Source organism: Pseudomonas sp. LBUM1648, from assembly GCF_059716145.1.
Genome location: NZ_CP166808.1, coordinates 2298382 through 2310783, shown reverse-complemented (window position 1 = coordinate 2310783; position 12402 = coordinate 2298382). Strand labels below are relative to the sequence as shown.

The window sequence follows — 12402 nt, the reverse complement described above, 5'->3', positions numbered from 1 at the left end:
ACGGTTCGGGTTCCACTCACAGCCTTTTTCGGTGAGTCGGAATGCTTCAGGGCGAAGCTCAATCAGACCGGCCTCTTCCAGGGCCTTCAGCATGCGGTAAGCAGTGTCTGGCTTGTCAGTGAGCAGCGGCAGCTCCTCGATGATCTTGGCCTTGCTCAGCGCGAAGAAGATCCCGTCGTCAGTCTTGATTGGCTTGGTCCAGCTCGGGCAGCCGTAGACGAAGGCGAACAGCAGAGCCTGCTGAGAGTTCAGCCCCCACTCCAGCGCCTTCACCTGATTGATCGTGACGGTGAATTGCATATCAGGCCTTCCCGACCAGTTTGGCCAATTCAGGGAAACGATCCACGTACCAATGAGGCTGTGTTTCGCGGGGGCATTGAGGACTGGTGAGGTTCTTGCCGTAGGCCAGGCCCTTGTCAGTCACCGACCAGAAGTCGACCATTTCCTGCTTGGAGTTTTTGCGATGGAGCTGCTTGAGGAAACCGTGGGCCTCAAGAGCAAGGTTGAACGCCCGCGTTGTACAAGCGATGCCGTTTTCCTTGATCAACGCGGTGACCGCCTTCGTCGGCATCGAGCTGCCGCCAGTGGCATCTGGCGCGGCATCGATCGCGTAACCCGGCAGGAAGCTCGACTCCAGACCGTTATTGGTGGCGATCTTCGCCAGCATCATTACTTGGCTGGATGGTGAAGGCTTGAGCAGGCGCGTGTAACACTCCATGAGCGCGAGTTCCCCGACAACCTTTGAACTGCTTGGGCTGGCGGCGTCGAACTTCCCGGTCTTGCGGATGCTAGGCAGAACCTCACCAACCACCCATTCCTCGAAACGTTCGGCGCCGACCAGCTTGGAGCGCATCACCAGACGATAGACATCGCGCTCAGGAATTACGGTCATGAAACCACCACCCTGTTTCGGGGTAGTGGTTGCGGCCTTGCAGTGACGGGAGATAGCGTTCTCTGGCTTGGCATAACCCAAGGCGTCGGCTACGTCACGGGCAACGAACCACGGATCACCGAGCTCGTCGGTGATGACGCGGATGGCGCCACCATCAAAGTCGAAAGGAATTACTGCATTTGTACGCGACACGTTTTGTGATTTGTTAAAACGTGTCGCGTCATTGTTCTGGGTGTTGCTCGAATTCGGTTGGCTCTGCATAATCGGGCCTCTCTAGTTTTGCGAATCAGCCGACATTGCCCGTCGGCTTTTTTGTGTCTGTTATTTGTTCCATTTCTTCAACAGTGCTGTTGATGGCCCCTTTTTTTCGATTTTTTGCGCGACAACCGGAAATAAAGTTTGCGCATGCGCAAACTCCTCAGGCGGCCTTAACCGAGGCGTCCATCACATCCAAGCTCTGCCGAACATGGTTGATCTCTTGGCGGATCATGGATTTTTCGAAGCAGCTGACGTGGTCGTCGTCGAGAGCCTGGTGAACCGCGATGGTCAGATCCGCCACTTCTTTCCCGACATTGATCAGCGACTTGGTGAGTGCCTGAGGTTCCGGCGCGGCTTTCGCAACGAGCTCGAAACCAAACTCGTTTGCCAGTGCCGCTAGAGGTCTTATGTCGCCGGTGTGCAACAGAATCCCGAACAAATGCTCCACAGTCAGGTGGTGTGCGTCGTTGTCCGGATTGGCGCGCTGAAGCAGGCCAACGTGAGGAACGCCCATCTTTGCAGCGAGGGTCTTGGCTTCGTTGTCCAGAACAGCGCTCTGGCAGGCCCGCAGAAAATCTTCCATTCGTAAAACCTCAAATTTGTTTCCGTGGCGCCCTGCCAGTGCGTGGGCGATCATTTGTTCAGGCAGTCAGCAACTAACGTTTCAAGCTGCTGTGCGTTTGGGTCGCGCAGGGATCGGGCGAATCTCGTTCGCCTCAATGCGCCCGTCGTCATAAAGGGTGATTTCAATGCTTCTGCCGGCTCGAACCATTTGCGAGATCGCGCTCTGGTTCACGCCGAGAGCAGCAGCAAGCGCGGCTTGAGTGCCGTGCTCTTCTAGGTATTTGCTCAAAGGGATCTTTTTCATGGAATTTCCACGGCTTGATATCTGCCATGGATAGTAGCAGTGCTGCTTTTTATCAGCAACAAAATACTAGCAGCGCTGTTTGCTTGGATATCAGCTCTGCTAATACTCTTGTTCGTATGAAAATACGTCGCCCCCTCACCCCAGAAGAAGTCGCCGAGAGCGCCAGGCTCAAAGCTATCTACGAACAGCGGAAATCAGCTGCTAAAGCGGCCGGGCGCAGCCTGACGCAGGCGGACGTTGCCGAAGCATGCGGATGGTCCGGGCAAAGCGCATTCAGCCAATACGCCACCGGGAAGGTGCCACTAAATGTTGAAGCGCTGCTGAAGCTAGCAAAGGCGCTCAACTTCGATGCAAGCGAGGTCAGCTCTCGACTGTTATCCACTGTTGCCAGCGTGCAGCAGGACCGCATACAGCCAAGCGTAAAATTAGGAAGCATCGAGACTTGGGACGACGAAACCCCGCTCGATGACGACGAGGTCTACGTCCCCTTCCTTCATGAAGTCGAACTGGCGGCCGGATCTGGCAGGTTTGCGATTGAGGAAAGCGCCAACTCGCGCCTGCGCTTCAACAAGAAGGACCTGCGCCACAATGGCGTTCAGTTCAGCAATGCGAAGTGCGTGAAGGTTGGCGGCAACAGCATGGTGCCCGTGCTGCGCGATGGCGCGACAGTCGGCGTAAACGTCGGCAAGAACTCTCTGAGCGATATCGTCGACGGCGAGATGTACGCCATCAACCACAATGGCCAGCTTCGCGTGAAGCAGGTCTACCGCATCCCCATCGGGATTCGGCTGCGCAGCTTCAACCGCGATGAGCATCCGGACGAGGACTACACGTTCCAGCAGATCCAGGAGCAGCAGATCTCGATTCTGGGGCATGTGTTCTGGTGGGCGATGTATTCCAGATAGGCTGAACTCCTCTATTAGAGCCGCTGCGACGTCGGGCGAGGAACTTTTATCAGCATTGCAAAGGATGGCGATATGCCGGTTGTGGCCGTTTTGAATGATGAGTCAGATCTAGATCGGATTGTCAGCGTTTTGAAGGCTTATGGATGTGTGGTGGCTAACCATCACAATCGCCCTGGGGCTTCAATCCTCACAAGCTCACTTCGAATTGCGCTCGGTCCGAGATCTAATGAGGATGATCTGCAGTGTCACGAGCTTCCCCTGCTGATCGACGGAGACCCTTGGTGGACTAGCGTATTAGTCATGCCTCCGCGCTACGATTTCGACCATCATGAAACCACGGCGCTTGCAGCTCGAGCTCTGACGGCTTCAAACGAATCCGGCGAGGACGGAATGTTTCTGTTCCACGATTCTTAGCCGTAGTTACCAGGTCATACGGCAGACGAGCTGACACACTGGAAGTAGGATTCGGAAGAACAGAGATGACCGGATGGAAATATCTTGGCGTCTGGGGAAAGGTCTGGGCCTGTGTCTGGGTGGCTTTCCTGATACTGACAACTAGCGAAACAGGCGTTAGCTGGATGGGTGGAGGCTTGTCCGGCCGTAAGCGCGTTTTCAGTCCTGGCTTTCTTGTGCTTTGCGTTTTCGTGGCGGTGGTAGAGCTGATTTTACTCAAGCACTTTTATGGTGCGCGAACGAATTGATGGCGAGTCAGATTGTGAGAGCCAAGCCTTAGCAGGCGCGCAATTTTACGCGATGAATGACCGGCATATCGGTGACGAATTGCTTTAAGGCGCCGTCTTTGTCGCGTAGAGTCAGGCCGTATGCTAGGTGTATGTGTAATGTCTAATAAAAGGTTTCGCACATGGAAGCGCTAATCAATCCGGAGATACTGAGATGGGCTCGCTCGAGAGCAAGAATCAGTGCGGGCACGCTTGCGAAAAGTATTGGGACCGCTGAGGACAACGTGCTCGCTTGGGAAGACGGCGCGAAACGGCCTTCTTTTAACCAAGCGATGAATTACGCGCATCACACTCACATTCCCTTTGGCTATTTGTATCTGGCGAAACCACCTGTTGAAGAACTGCCGCTACCCGACCTTAGAACTGTTAACGGTCGAGAGCCAAGTTATAGTCTCGCACTTAGAGACACAATCCGCTGGGCTATGGAGCGACAAGACTGGTACCGCAGTTGGTTGACCTCTCAGGGATACGAGAGAAACGAAGTAGTAGGCATCCTCGGTATTGACGATGGTATTCCTGCAGTTGTCGTAAGTATGCGGCAAAAACTGGGAATACCCGAAATGCCGAAACGCGGAAATTTTGATGATTATTTTTCTAAGCTTGTTCAAAGCATAGAAAATATCGGAATTCTTGTTATGCGCAATAGTATTGTGAACAACAATACAAGCAGACCGCTATCGGTTGATGAATTTCGCGGTTTCGCAATGAGCGACACTTTAGCGCCTGTAATATTCATCAATACCGCAGATTGCCCTGAGGCCCGCCTCTTTACTCTTATCCACGAACTTTCGCACATCTGGATTGGAAAGTCTGGCGTATCTGATGCAGAGCCACAAACTCACAACAGAGAAGAAATATTTTGTAATGCAGTTGCCGCTGAACTGCTGGCGCCAGAGCGGGAATTTCGTGCCACTTGGAAGCAACTCGATAACTGGAAAGACAACCTTCCTTTTATCGCGCAGACATTCCATGTCAGTGAGTGGGTGGTTGCTAGGCGCGCCTTGACGCTAGGGTTCATTAGCCAGGTTCAATACCGTGAGTTTATTGGCGGTAAAATAGCAGCGTACAAAGCAAGAAATAAAGATGGAGCACCTCCCTACTCCCGACTACAAACTGGGCGGATCAGCAAGACGCTGGCCAAAGCCGTGGCAAGTGAGGCTTTGAGTGGTCGTATGCTATTCAGAGATGCATCTAGGCTGATGGGAATAAAGCCGCACAAGATTTCTGAATACTCTAAGAAGGAACTTGGATTTTGAGCTACCTACTAGACGCCAACTCTTACATACAAGCCAAAAACGCTCATTATCGAATGAACTTCTGCCCTGGCTTCTGGGATTGGCTTGATACGGCTTTTCAGCGAGGACAACTATCTAGCATAACTATGGTTTACAAGGAGCTGTCCGACTTTGGGGATGAGTTATCGGATTGGGTGAAGCAACGTCAAGCGCAGTTCGATGCAATTGATGACAAGGATACTCAAGAGTTTTTCGGGCGAATTGCCGAGCATGTAATGAGCATGAAGCTCCCGACAGATCCGGAAAAGATTCGTTTCTTGGGAGGTGCAGACCCTTGGTTAATTGCAAAAGCGGCCACGACCGGCAAGACCATTGTTACTCACGAGGTCTTGGCTCCAGATAACAGTAAAAAAATCAAAATCCCGAATATTTGCAAAGATTTTGACGTCAACTACATCACATCGTTTGACCTGTTAGACACACTGCAAGCGAGACTCGTTATAGAAAGGCCTTAGCCTAATAGGCAATCTGAATTAAGACCCCTTAAAGCCCGGCCCAGCGCCGGGCTTCTTGCTTCCACATCACCCATCGCTGAGTTTCGCCGAAGCCTTGTAGAAATTCGACCAGGCCAGGCCGCTGAAACCTAATATTCCTGCCACGACGTTTCCGTTCTGCTTGATCGCCGAGTACAGCCCGGCAATCCAGCGCGGCGTCCCCTCCACAAATTTCCCATTCAAACCTAGATAGGCACTTCCCAGAAGAACGATTCCGAGCGCTGCGATTGCCAGCACAACGGTCGCGACTCCCCAAGCCTTCATTCCAAACTCACTCGTATTCACGGCCCGCTCCCTCAGATGCGCATCTCAATTAAAGCTATAGCAGATGACCAGCAATCTTTCCCTACCGAGCCGGCCAATGGTGGCGCAGCGCCACGAATGGTAAGGTGCAGGCTTTATTTTGGGAGGGATGCCATGGTTTACCGCGCACTTCTCGCAGCACTCTTTTTTATCAACTCTCTTTCAGCTAGCGCTGGAGTTTTCAAGGATGAGACGGACAGATTCACCGGAAACAGAGCTGTTACCTGGAACGCATTACCGTCCAATGCCGAAGATTTCTCTTTTTCGACCGTCGCGCTCTACCTAAAAGGCGATTTAGTCCCTGGGTACTACAAGATCGAGCTGATGACTTGGAGCGAGGGTGGGAGTTTTCGGGACTGCAACCATACGAACTGGCTTGTGGACGGAGTTCTAGACCCATATTTGGAGCTTGAATACTCGTCAGCTGGCGCGAGTCCAGCTGTCATAGAGCGCTTCGAAAAGCGAGTAGACCGCGCCAATCTCCAGCGTCTTTCCTCTGCCAAACTCATAGAGTTCCAGGTTTGCGGTACTGAGGGGAAGATTTCGCAAGACGATATGGAAGGTATGCGCAAGGTACTCAATGCAACAAGGTAAAATCATACACCCCATCTAAAGCCCGCCAAACGCGGGCTTTTTTGTGCCCGCAGAAAATATTATTAGCAGCGCTATTTACTTTAAATAGCAGCACTGCTACTTTTATTCGCAGGCCCGACAACAACGGCCCAGCAGCGAAAGCCGCGCAGCTCTTTAGCGAAACCGCTCCAACTTGCCGGATCACCACCGGCCCAGATTCAAAGGCAGCGATGAACCGGCCTCAACGGTTCAGAGGGTTGGCAACTGACCCGGGCGTGCAGCGTAAAACGTCGAAAGCAGTTATCCAGCGGGAGAACAAGCCGAAAGGCCCGCGGCTGGAGGAACAATTTGAATCGATCTGTACCGCGCCAGTAGCGCCGAAGGATCAGCGGAATTTTTCACTGATGCACCTGGTGACGGGTGCATTGGGAAAACAACCGAGAAACAAGACGATGAACAAGGTAATCCACATCACCCTGCGCGGAGAGCTACAGGTCTTTGCCAACGCCGACCTGAATGCCTGCATCCGAGAGGCGAACAGACTCAACGCTGAGTGCGGGCTCACCAGCGGCGTGCGAGTCGTTGAGTGCGAGGACGGACATCGAATGACGGCGGCTGACTGCAAGGCTGCTGCATGACGATTTCACTAGCTGGCCTTGGCGACAGGGCCAGACGGGAAAACAACCGGAGAAAGCAGCATGCAAATCAACCAGCAAAAGACGGTGCAGGTCGACGTGACCGAGTTGCGCACCTGCATGAAGGTTCGTGATCAGGTGTGCGTAACGCTTCACGATGCGCAGGGCGATGAAGTTGCCGCCTATACCGGCTATGTCCCGGATTTCTTCCCGGGCGAGCACTACGGCGACTACCTGATGTTGAACATCGATCTGGAGACAGGGCAGATCAAAAACTGGAAAAAGCCGGTCGCCGCCGACATCGAAAAGATGATCGAAGCCAGCGACGACGATTGAACAACCAGCGCCACGACAGCCTGTCGTTAACTGCCCGATCCTCTCTATGAGAGCGCATCGGGGTGTGATCTGAGGCTAAGTCTCGGGCAGCGGATGAGCCAGCCGGTCGCCTACAGGGCTACCCCTTCCGCCGAATGTCGGTTGAGCCCCGGCCAGATCACACCCCGATGCGGATGCACGCCCAGGCTGATCGGCAGGTTTAAAAACTAACAGTTCCGAGAGTGAGCGCTGACCGGCTAAGTACTATTTTATGCCCGCGCGGTACCGGCTCGTAATAACTGATATTGAGGTAGGCGCAAGCCGTTGACCTCGGCATGACTCTCAACCCGGAGATCAGCACCGGGCATCTGCATCAACGCGGGGTAGCTTGCGCGCAATCAAGCCAGCAACAAGCACCACGGCGGTAAAGCCCGCGCCGGAGACGTACCCGGCAACCCTCCCCGACCAATCCCGAATGCACTCCCCTCCGCGCCCAACGGCAACCAGCGGAGCGGATGAGTGCATCCGAGTTTTGTTGGATCAACACCCCGCCACTCTGGAGGCGACCATGTCAGCTCTACGCAAGCTCATCCCGGAAGACGACTTTCTCGACACAGAAGCTGGTCAGGAATGGCTGAGTGAATCAGTCGACGATCTGCTGTGCCGACGCCACATCGAGGCACCAAACCCGGTGGGCCGAAGCAAAGTTTTGGTCAACGCTGACCACCTGCCGGAAGCCCTGACGGACTACATGGCCGCGACCCCGGATCCTGATCGCTACATCGAGAAGATTTTGATCGAGCTGATCAGGCGCGGTGATGGTGGAATTTTGCACGAATGGGCCGTTGAGGCCGTCGGCGGAGATCCGCAGATCGTTCGGTCGTTGGCGAGTGACTTGGTCGCAGTACACGCCAACGAATATCGGGATGCCAAACGGGAGAGTGACCACGTTGAAAGAGAGTGCGGCTTTTGAGCCCGCACATTCTGATCGACCAGGCTCTCGATGGCGTGTCAGTGCCGGCCGGTGAAGAAGACATCAGCTTGCTGGTTCAGGGGCTAATCACCCGTCTCTTTACCGACGGCGCTATCTCCATCGACGAATTCAACCACTACTGCAAACGGCTGCGTGACATTTGTCAGCAGCGCAAGGAGGCGGCATGAGTACGGCACCGGTTAAATCCCTGATCGACGAGCAGCTCGACGACATCGAACACAAGATCGCCATTCTCGGTTTTGGCCTTCCCTTCAACGAGGTGATCGGCCGCAAGCGTGAGGATCTGGTCGCCAGTCTCCCGCAGCGCCTTGCGCCTTCCATGAAGGGTAAGCGCATCGCCGTGAGAGTTCGGCCGTGACAGGTCGCCAATGGGCGCGCCGCCTGATCATCTGGCGCGGCGCACTCTCTTCCCTCGGCGTTTTCAGCTTCCTGATGCTGCTCAGCGCCCTCGCCGATCGCATCACTCAATAGGATCGAGCTTCTTCGCCAAAGCCTTGAGCTCTTTAGCTAGTTTGCGCAAGAAATCTGGATCACTAGGCATTTGAATCATGTTGTACGCCTCTTCCGCTATTTCTCCTGCGTACTGAATAGACGTTACACCGTTTTCAGTACGGAAAAAGAGCGAGTCAACGTTTCCAAACTTGCTTCCTTTTCCACGGTGCTCGATCGAAACCCGCATTGCGTCAAATTGGATTCGAAAGGATGGCGGTTTCGTTTTTTTGGTCATGACAAGTCCCTTTGTTGAGTAGTTGGCAGAGATGCTACCAACCTTCGAAGAATTGTCACCAGCATCTTCCTCAACTATCCACTTAATCGCTGCGCACCGCGCGGCAAGGAACTGTCATGCCCGCACAAAGCGTGGCGCCGGTGGCGCACGAACAAACCCTGCACGTTCTTCCTCATGCGGCGACCAGCACCAGCTCGCTGGTCCTCGATGGCGACAGTCTCGACAAGATGATGCGCCTTGCCGAAGTGATGGCGCTGGGCCGGGCTACGCTGCCGAAGCACTTCAACGGCAACTCAGCGGATTGTCTGGCGGTCGTCATGCAATCGATGCAGTGGAAGATGAACCCGTTCGCCGTGGCGCAGAAAACGCACTTGGTCAACGGCGTGCTGGGCTACGAGGCTCAACTGGTAAACGCGGTGATCACCACCTGCGCGCCGGTGGTGGATCGCCTGCACTACGAGTGGTTCGGAGCATGGGAAAAGGTGATCGGCCAGTTCGACATCAAGACCAATAGCGAAGGCAAACAATACCGTCAGCCGGGCTGGAAGCTGGAGGACGAGCAAGGTTTGGGCGTGAAGGTCTGGGCGACCTTCCGCGGCGAAGACGAGCCGCGCGTGCTTGAGCTGCTTCTGGCCCAGGCTCGCACTCGAAACAGCACGCTCTGGGCTGACGACCCTCGCCAGCAACTGGCGTACCTCGCCACCAAGCGCTGGTCGCGCCTCTATTGCCCGGACGTGATCCTCGGCGTGTACAGCCCAGATGAACTCGAAGAATCCGCGCCAACCATTCGCGACGTATCACCGGCGCGCGGCGCGGCACCAACTGAGCTTCCGCCCTACCCCGACGAGAAGCTCGCCGAAAACCTGCCGAAATGGCAAATCGCTGTCGACGCCGGCCGTTCTGCCCCTGATCACCTGATCGCAACCGTCAGTAGCAAATTCACCCTGAGCGAAGAGCAGATCGCCAAGATCAAAGCGCTCGCGCCAATTGAAGGAGATAAAGAATGAAAATCCACAATGTCGCTCAGGGCTCCGAAGCCTGGCATGCGCTCCGCGCCAACTACTTCACTGCATCAGAGGCGCCAGCAATGATGGGAGCCTCGAAGCAGATGAAGCGCACCGAACTGCTGCACGCGAAAAAGACTGGCCTTGATCGGGACGTATCATGGTGGGTACAGAAAAACCTGTTCGACAAGGGGCACGAAGCGGAGGCGCTCGCTCGACCGATCCTCGAAGCACGAATCGGAGAGGATCTGTTTCCCGTGGTCGGCACCGAAGGTGATCTACTCGCATCGCTCGACGGCTGCACGATCCTTGGCGATGTGCTTTTCGAACACAAGATGTGGAATGAGCAGCTCGCTGCTGACGTTCGCGCCGGCAGCCTCGATCCGCACTACTACTGGCAGCTCGAACAGCAGTTGCTGGTGAGCGACGCCGAGAAGGTGATCTTCGTCTGCTCCGACGGCACTGAAGAAAATTTCGTTTCGATGGAATACGCGCCGGTACCGGGCCGCGCCGAAACGCTCGTCGCCGGCTGGAAACAGTTCCAAGCCGATCTGCAGGACTTCACCCCTGCTGAAGCGGCGCCGGAAGCCGTTGGAAAAACACCGGAGTCCTTGCCAGCCTTGCGCATCGAAGTAACCGGCATGGTCACCGCCAGCAACCTGGAGCAGTTCAAAGCCCACTCGCTGGCTGTCTTCGGCTCGATCAACACCGAGCTGGAAACCGATCAGCACTTCGCCGACGCCGAGAAAGCGGTCAAATGGTGCAGCGATGTCGAGGAGCGTCTGGAAGCTGCAAAGCAGCATGCGCTGAGCCAAACCGAAAGCATCGACGCGCTGTTCCGTACCATCGACGAAATCAGCGGCGAGGCGCGTGCCAAGCGCCTGATGCTCGACAAGCTGGTGAAGGCTCGCAAGGTGAGCATCCGCGAAGATATCGTCATGACCGCAGCCAAGGCGCTTCAGACGCACATCGACCAGATCAACACTTCGCTTGGTGGCAAAGCCCGGATGCCTGCGGTACCAGCGGATTTCGCCGGAGCCATCAAAGGCAAGAAGACGATCAGCAGTCTGCGCGACTCCGCCGACTCTGAACTGGCCCGGGCGAAAATCGCTGCCAGCCAAATCGGCGACAGCATCCGGAGCAACTTGGCCAGCCTGGACGAACTCGCCGCCGACTACCGGTTCCTGTTCAACGATGTGCAGCAGTTGGTGATGAAAGCGAACGACGACCTGGTCGCGCTGATCAAGGTGCGCATTTCTGAGCATCAGAAGGCCGAGGAGCAGAAAGCCGAAGAACAGCGCGCGCAGATCCGTCAGGAGGAGCTGCAGCGAATCGCCGACGAGGCGAAAGCCAACGCGCCGGTCGAGCCTGCACCAGTTGCCAGCCCTGCACCGGTGAAACCCGCTGCGCCAATTCAGTCTGCCGCGAAGCCAGCGACCACCACCGCAACGCCGGTGAACTTGCAGGCCGAAGTGTTCGATCTGGAGTTGCTGATCAAAGCTGTCGCCTATGGCCAAGCCCCTATTTCGGTGCTGACGGTGGAATGGGAAGCGCTCGACACGATGGTCGCCGCTCAAGGCGCCAAGTTCAGCATGGCCGGCGTCAAGTTGGTCAAGGTGGCGGCATGATCAGCCTCAACCTCAACGCAGTTCGAGCAAAACAAACTAAGTCGGATGAAATCGCCGCTGCGATGGCTGATTTCTGGACGCGGCCCGGCGGCACCTTCAAAGAGCTGTCGCCGGTTCGGATGGAGCCCAGGCCTGCGCGGCGGGACTGGGTAGACCCTGAAACGGTCCTCAAGCGGCGCCCGAAGCCGATATCGGCCGCCGATCGAAAGGCTCTTCGCAAAATGGCCGAATCGCTATGAAGTCGAAACGCAAACCCAACAACGGTTTCGCCCGGGCAGAGCGCAGTTGTCGGGCGCTGCTGCGCACCAACCACGTCGCTGTGGTGAACATCGATCCCAGCGGCAGCCAGATCATGGCGAACTGGAAGAGCTGCCGGCAGATCCGCAGTCTGGCGATCGCCAACGCGATTTTCGACTTCTCCTACCGCTGGACGATCTACATCGGCGCCATGTGTCGAGACGAGCGCGGCGCCGAGTACATCAAGTCGGTGGAGATCTCGCCCGAAGGTATCTACAAGGTCGACCACCTGACCGATGCCATCGAGCACTACTACTTGGAGCTGCGTAACAGCTGCAACCCGACCCACATGGTTGCATCAGGCTGGATAGCCATTCCGGATGAGGTCTCGCTGGATGAAGCCGAAGCCGCGAAGCTGTTCTACGCCGCCGGCGCCTGGCATCAGGTGAGGGTAGCCGCGTGAGACGTTTTCGCACCCAACAACGCAAACGACAGACCTGGCTGGACTTGCCGGCCAGCGGAATTGAAGAGGTA

At 55.6% G+C, this 12402-nt stretch carries 19 protein-coding genes and 1 pseudogene; 14 read left to right on the top strand and 6 right to left on the bottom strand.

Features of this window, described 5'->3' with window-relative positions; genetic code table 11:
* Nucleotides 1-2: 2 nt before the first annotated feature.
* From ACA043_RS10610 to ACA043_RS10595, 4 genes and pseudogenes are all read right to left on the bottom strand, one after another.
* A pseudogene (locus ACA043_RS10610) lies at nucleotides 3-300 on the bottom strand (phage replication protein); the annotation flags it as partial.
* Nucleotide 301: 1 nt separating this feature from the next.
* Nucleotides 302-1153, bottom strand: a complete 852-nt coding sequence (locus tag ACA043_RS10605; RefSeq protein WP_497659145.1) for a BRO-N domain-containing protein — start codon at nucleotides 1151-1153, stop codon at nucleotides 302-304.
* A 157-nt stretch (nucleotides 1154-1310) separates the two neighbouring features.
* Nucleotides 1311-1733 (bottom strand): phage regulatory CII family protein, encoded by a 423-nt coding sequence (locus ACA043_RS10600; RefSeq protein WP_497659144.1) that lies wholly within the window; start codon nucleotides 1731-1733, stop codon nucleotides 1311-1313.
* Nucleotides 1734-1814: 81 nt separating this feature from the next.
* Nucleotides 1815-2018: a Cro/CI family transcriptional regulator gene (locus ACA043_RS10595; RefSeq protein ID WP_025110113.1), complete on the bottom strand. Its 204-nt coding sequence runs from the start codon at nucleotides 2016-2018 to the stop codon at nucleotides 1815-1817.
* 116 nt (nucleotides 2019-2134) lie between these two features.
* Between ACA043_RS10595 and ACA043_RS10590 the strand changes: the two genes are divergently transcribed.
* From ACA043_RS10590 to ACA043_RS10575, 4 genes are all read left to right on the top strand, one after another.
* Nucleotides 2135-2923, top strand: a complete 789-nt coding sequence (locus tag ACA043_RS10590; protein ID WP_497659634.1) for an XRE family transcriptional regulator — start codon at nucleotides 2135-2137, stop codon at nucleotides 2921-2923.
* 479 nt (nucleotides 2924-3402) lie between these two features.
* On the top strand, nucleotides 3403-3624 hold the full coding sequence (locus ACA043_RS10585) for a hypothetical protein (protein ID WP_497659143.1): 222 nt from the start codon (nucleotides 3403-3405) through the stop codon (nucleotides 3622-3624).
* 161 nt (nucleotides 3625-3785) lie between these two features.
* Nucleotides 3786-4919, top strand: coding sequence for an ImmA/IrrE family metallo-endopeptidase (locus ACA043_RS10580; RefSeq protein ID WP_497659142.1), 1134 nt, complete (start codon nucleotides 3786-3788; stop codon nucleotides 4917-4919).
* A complete protein-coding gene (locus ACA043_RS10575; RefSeq protein ID WP_497659141.1) occupies nucleotides 4916-5413 on the top strand; it encodes a DUF4411 family protein in 498 nt (165 codons plus the stop codon). Before ACA043_RS10580 ends, ACA043_RS10575 begins: the two co-directional genes overlap by 4 nt.
* 66 nt (nucleotides 5414-5479) lie before the next feature.
* Here ACA043_RS10575 and ACA043_RS10570 read toward each other — a convergent pair whose 3' ends face one another.
* Nucleotides 5480-5737, bottom strand: coding sequence for a hypothetical protein (locus tag ACA043_RS10570; protein ID WP_497659140.1), 258 nt, complete (start codon nucleotides 5735-5737; stop codon nucleotides 5480-5482).
* Between the two features lie 132 nt (nucleotides 5738-5869).
* Between ACA043_RS10570 and ACA043_RS10565 the strand changes: the two genes are divergently transcribed.
* The 6 genes from ACA043_RS10565 to ACA043_RS10540 all read left to right on the top strand — a co-directional run bounded on the left by ACA043_RS10565 (nucleotide 5870) and on the right by ACA043_RS10540 (nucleotide 8630).
* The gene (locus tag ACA043_RS10565) at nucleotides 5870-6349 is read left to right on the top strand and encodes a hypothetical protein (protein WP_497659139.1); all 480 of its coding nucleotides are present in this window, start codon (nucleotides 5870-5872) and stop codon (nucleotides 6347-6349) included.
* 41 nt (nucleotides 6350-6390) lie between these two features.
* The gene (locus tag ACA043_RS10560) at nucleotides 6391-6966 is read left to right on the top strand and encodes a hypothetical protein (RefSeq protein WP_497659138.1); all 576 of its coding nucleotides are present in this window, start codon (nucleotides 6391-6393) and stop codon (nucleotides 6964-6966) included.
* A 60-nt stretch (nucleotides 6967-7026) separates the two neighbouring features.
* On the top strand, nucleotides 7027-7299 hold the full coding sequence (locus ACA043_RS10555) for a hypothetical protein (RefSeq protein ID WP_134786221.1): 273 nt from the start codon (nucleotides 7027-7029) through the stop codon (nucleotides 7297-7299).
* A gap of 547 nt (nucleotides 7300-7846) precedes the next feature.
* Complete coding sequence (locus ACA043_RS10550; RefSeq protein WP_497659137.1) at nucleotides 7847-8251, top strand: hypothetical protein; 405 nt, start codon at nucleotides 7847-7849, stop codon at nucleotides 8249-8251.
* The gene (locus tag ACA043_RS10545) at nucleotides 8248-8439 is read left to right on the top strand and encodes a hypothetical protein (RefSeq protein WP_426201076.1); all 192 of its coding nucleotides are present in this window, start codon (nucleotides 8248-8250) and stop codon (nucleotides 8437-8439) included. The genes ACA043_RS10550 and ACA043_RS10545 overlap by 4 nt, the downstream gene beginning before the upstream one ends.
* The gene (locus ACA043_RS10540; protein WP_497659136.1) at nucleotides 8436-8630 is read left to right on the top strand and encodes a hypothetical protein; all 195 of its coding nucleotides are present in this window, start codon (nucleotides 8436-8438) and stop codon (nucleotides 8628-8630) included. Before ACA043_RS10545 ends, ACA043_RS10540 begins: the two co-directional genes overlap by 4 nt.
* A gap of 102 nt (nucleotides 8631-8732) precedes the next feature.
* On the opposite strand, the gene ACA043_RS10535 is transcribed toward ACA043_RS10540, so the two are convergent.
* Complete coding sequence (locus ACA043_RS10535; RefSeq protein ID WP_497659135.1) at nucleotides 8733-8999, bottom strand: hypothetical protein; 267 nt, start codon at nucleotides 8997-8999, stop codon at nucleotides 8733-8735.
* A 116-nt stretch (nucleotides 9000-9115) separates the two neighbouring features.
* On the opposite strand from ACA043_RS10535, the gene ACA043_RS10530 reads away from it, so the two are divergent.
* The 4 genes from ACA043_RS10530 to ACA043_RS10515 are packed head-to-tail and all read left to right on the top strand — an operon-like array spanning nucleotide 9116 to nucleotide 12331.
* On the top strand, nucleotides 9116-10006 hold the full coding sequence (locus ACA043_RS10530; RefSeq protein WP_497659134.1) for a RecT family recombinase: 891 nt from the start codon (nucleotides 9116-9118) through the stop codon (nucleotides 10004-10006).
* Nucleotides 10003-11631 (top strand): YqaJ viral recombinase family protein, encoded by a 1629-nt coding sequence (locus ACA043_RS10525; RefSeq protein WP_497659133.1) that lies wholly within the window; start codon nucleotides 10003-10005, stop codon nucleotides 11629-11631. The genes ACA043_RS10530 and ACA043_RS10525 overlap by 4 nt, the downstream gene beginning before the upstream one ends.
* The gene (locus tag ACA043_RS10520; protein ID WP_497617398.1) at nucleotides 11628-11870 is read left to right on the top strand and encodes a hypothetical protein; all 243 of its coding nucleotides are present in this window, start codon (nucleotides 11628-11630) and stop codon (nucleotides 11868-11870) included. The genes ACA043_RS10525 and ACA043_RS10520 overlap by 4 nt, the downstream gene beginning before the upstream one ends.
* The gene (locus ACA043_RS10515) at nucleotides 11867-12331 is read left to right on the top strand and encodes a hypothetical protein (RefSeq protein ID WP_497659132.1); all 465 of its coding nucleotides are present in this window, start codon (nucleotides 11867-11869) and stop codon (nucleotides 12329-12331) included. Before ACA043_RS10520 ends, ACA043_RS10515 begins: the two co-directional genes overlap by 4 nt.
* Nucleotides 12332-12402: the final 71 nt, after the last annotated feature.

What these genes read in the sequence shown, in the direction of transcription:
- ACA043_RS10605 (WP_497659145.1), bottom strand. Translation starts at nt 1,153, where the DNA reads ATGCAGAGCCAACCGAATTCGAGCAACACCCAGAACAATGACGCGACA.
- ACA043_RS10600 (WP_497659144.1), bottom strand. Translation starts at nt 1,733, where the DNA reads ATGGAAGATTTTCTGCGGGCCTGCCAGAGCGCTGTTCTGGACAACGAA.
- ACA043_RS10595 (WP_025110113.1), bottom strand. Translation starts at nt 2,018, where the DNA reads ATGAAAAAGATCCCTTTGAGCAAATACCTAGAAGAGCACGGCACTCAA.
- ACA043_RS10590 (WP_497659634.1), top strand. Translation starts at nt 2,135, where the DNA reads ATGAAAATACGTCGCCCCCTCACCCCAGAAGAAGTCGCCGAGAGCGCC.
- ACA043_RS10585 (WP_497659143.1), top strand. Translation starts at nt 3,403, where the DNA reads ATGACCGGATGGAAATATCTTGGCGTCTGGGGAAAGGTCTGGGCCTGT.
- ACA043_RS10580 (WP_497659142.1), top strand. Translation starts at nt 3,786, where the DNA reads ATGGAAGCGCTAATCAATCCGGAGATACTGAGATGGGCTCGCTCGAGA.
- ACA043_RS10565 (WP_497659139.1), top strand. Translation starts at nt 5,870, where the DNA reads ATGGTTTACCGCGCACTTCTCGCAGCACTCTTTTTTATCAACTCTCTT.
- ACA043_RS10555 (WP_134786221.1), top strand. Translation starts at nt 7,027, where the DNA reads ATGCAAATCAACCAGCAAAAGACGGTGCAGGTCGACGTGACCGAGTTG.
- ACA043_RS10550 (WP_497659137.1), top strand. Translation starts at nt 7,847, where the DNA reads ATGTCAGCTCTACGCAAGCTCATCCCGGAAGACGACTTTCTCGACACA.
- ACA043_RS10540 (WP_497659136.1), top strand. Translation starts at nt 8,436, where the DNA reads ATGAGTACGGCACCGGTTAAATCCCTGATCGACGAGCAGCTCGACGAC.
- ACA043_RS10535 (WP_497659135.1), bottom strand. Translation starts at nt 8,999, where the DNA reads ATGACCAAAAAAACGAAACCGCCATCCTTTCGAATCCAATTTGACGCA.
- ACA043_RS10530 (WP_497659134.1), top strand. Translation starts at nt 9,116, where the DNA reads ATGCCCGCACAAAGCGTGGCGCCGGTGGCGCACGAACAAACCCTGCAC.
- ACA043_RS10525 (WP_497659133.1), top strand. Translation starts at nt 10,003, where the DNA reads ATGAAAATCCACAATGTCGCTCAGGGCTCCGAAGCCTGGCATGCGCTC.
- ACA043_RS10520 (WP_497617398.1), top strand. Translation starts at nt 11,628, where the DNA reads ATGATCAGCCTCAACCTCAACGCAGTTCGAGCAAAACAAACTAAGTCG.
- ACA043_RS10515 (WP_497659132.1), top strand. Translation starts at nt 11,867, where the DNA reads ATGAAGTCGAAACGCAAACCCAACAACGGTTTCGCCCGGGCAGAGCGC.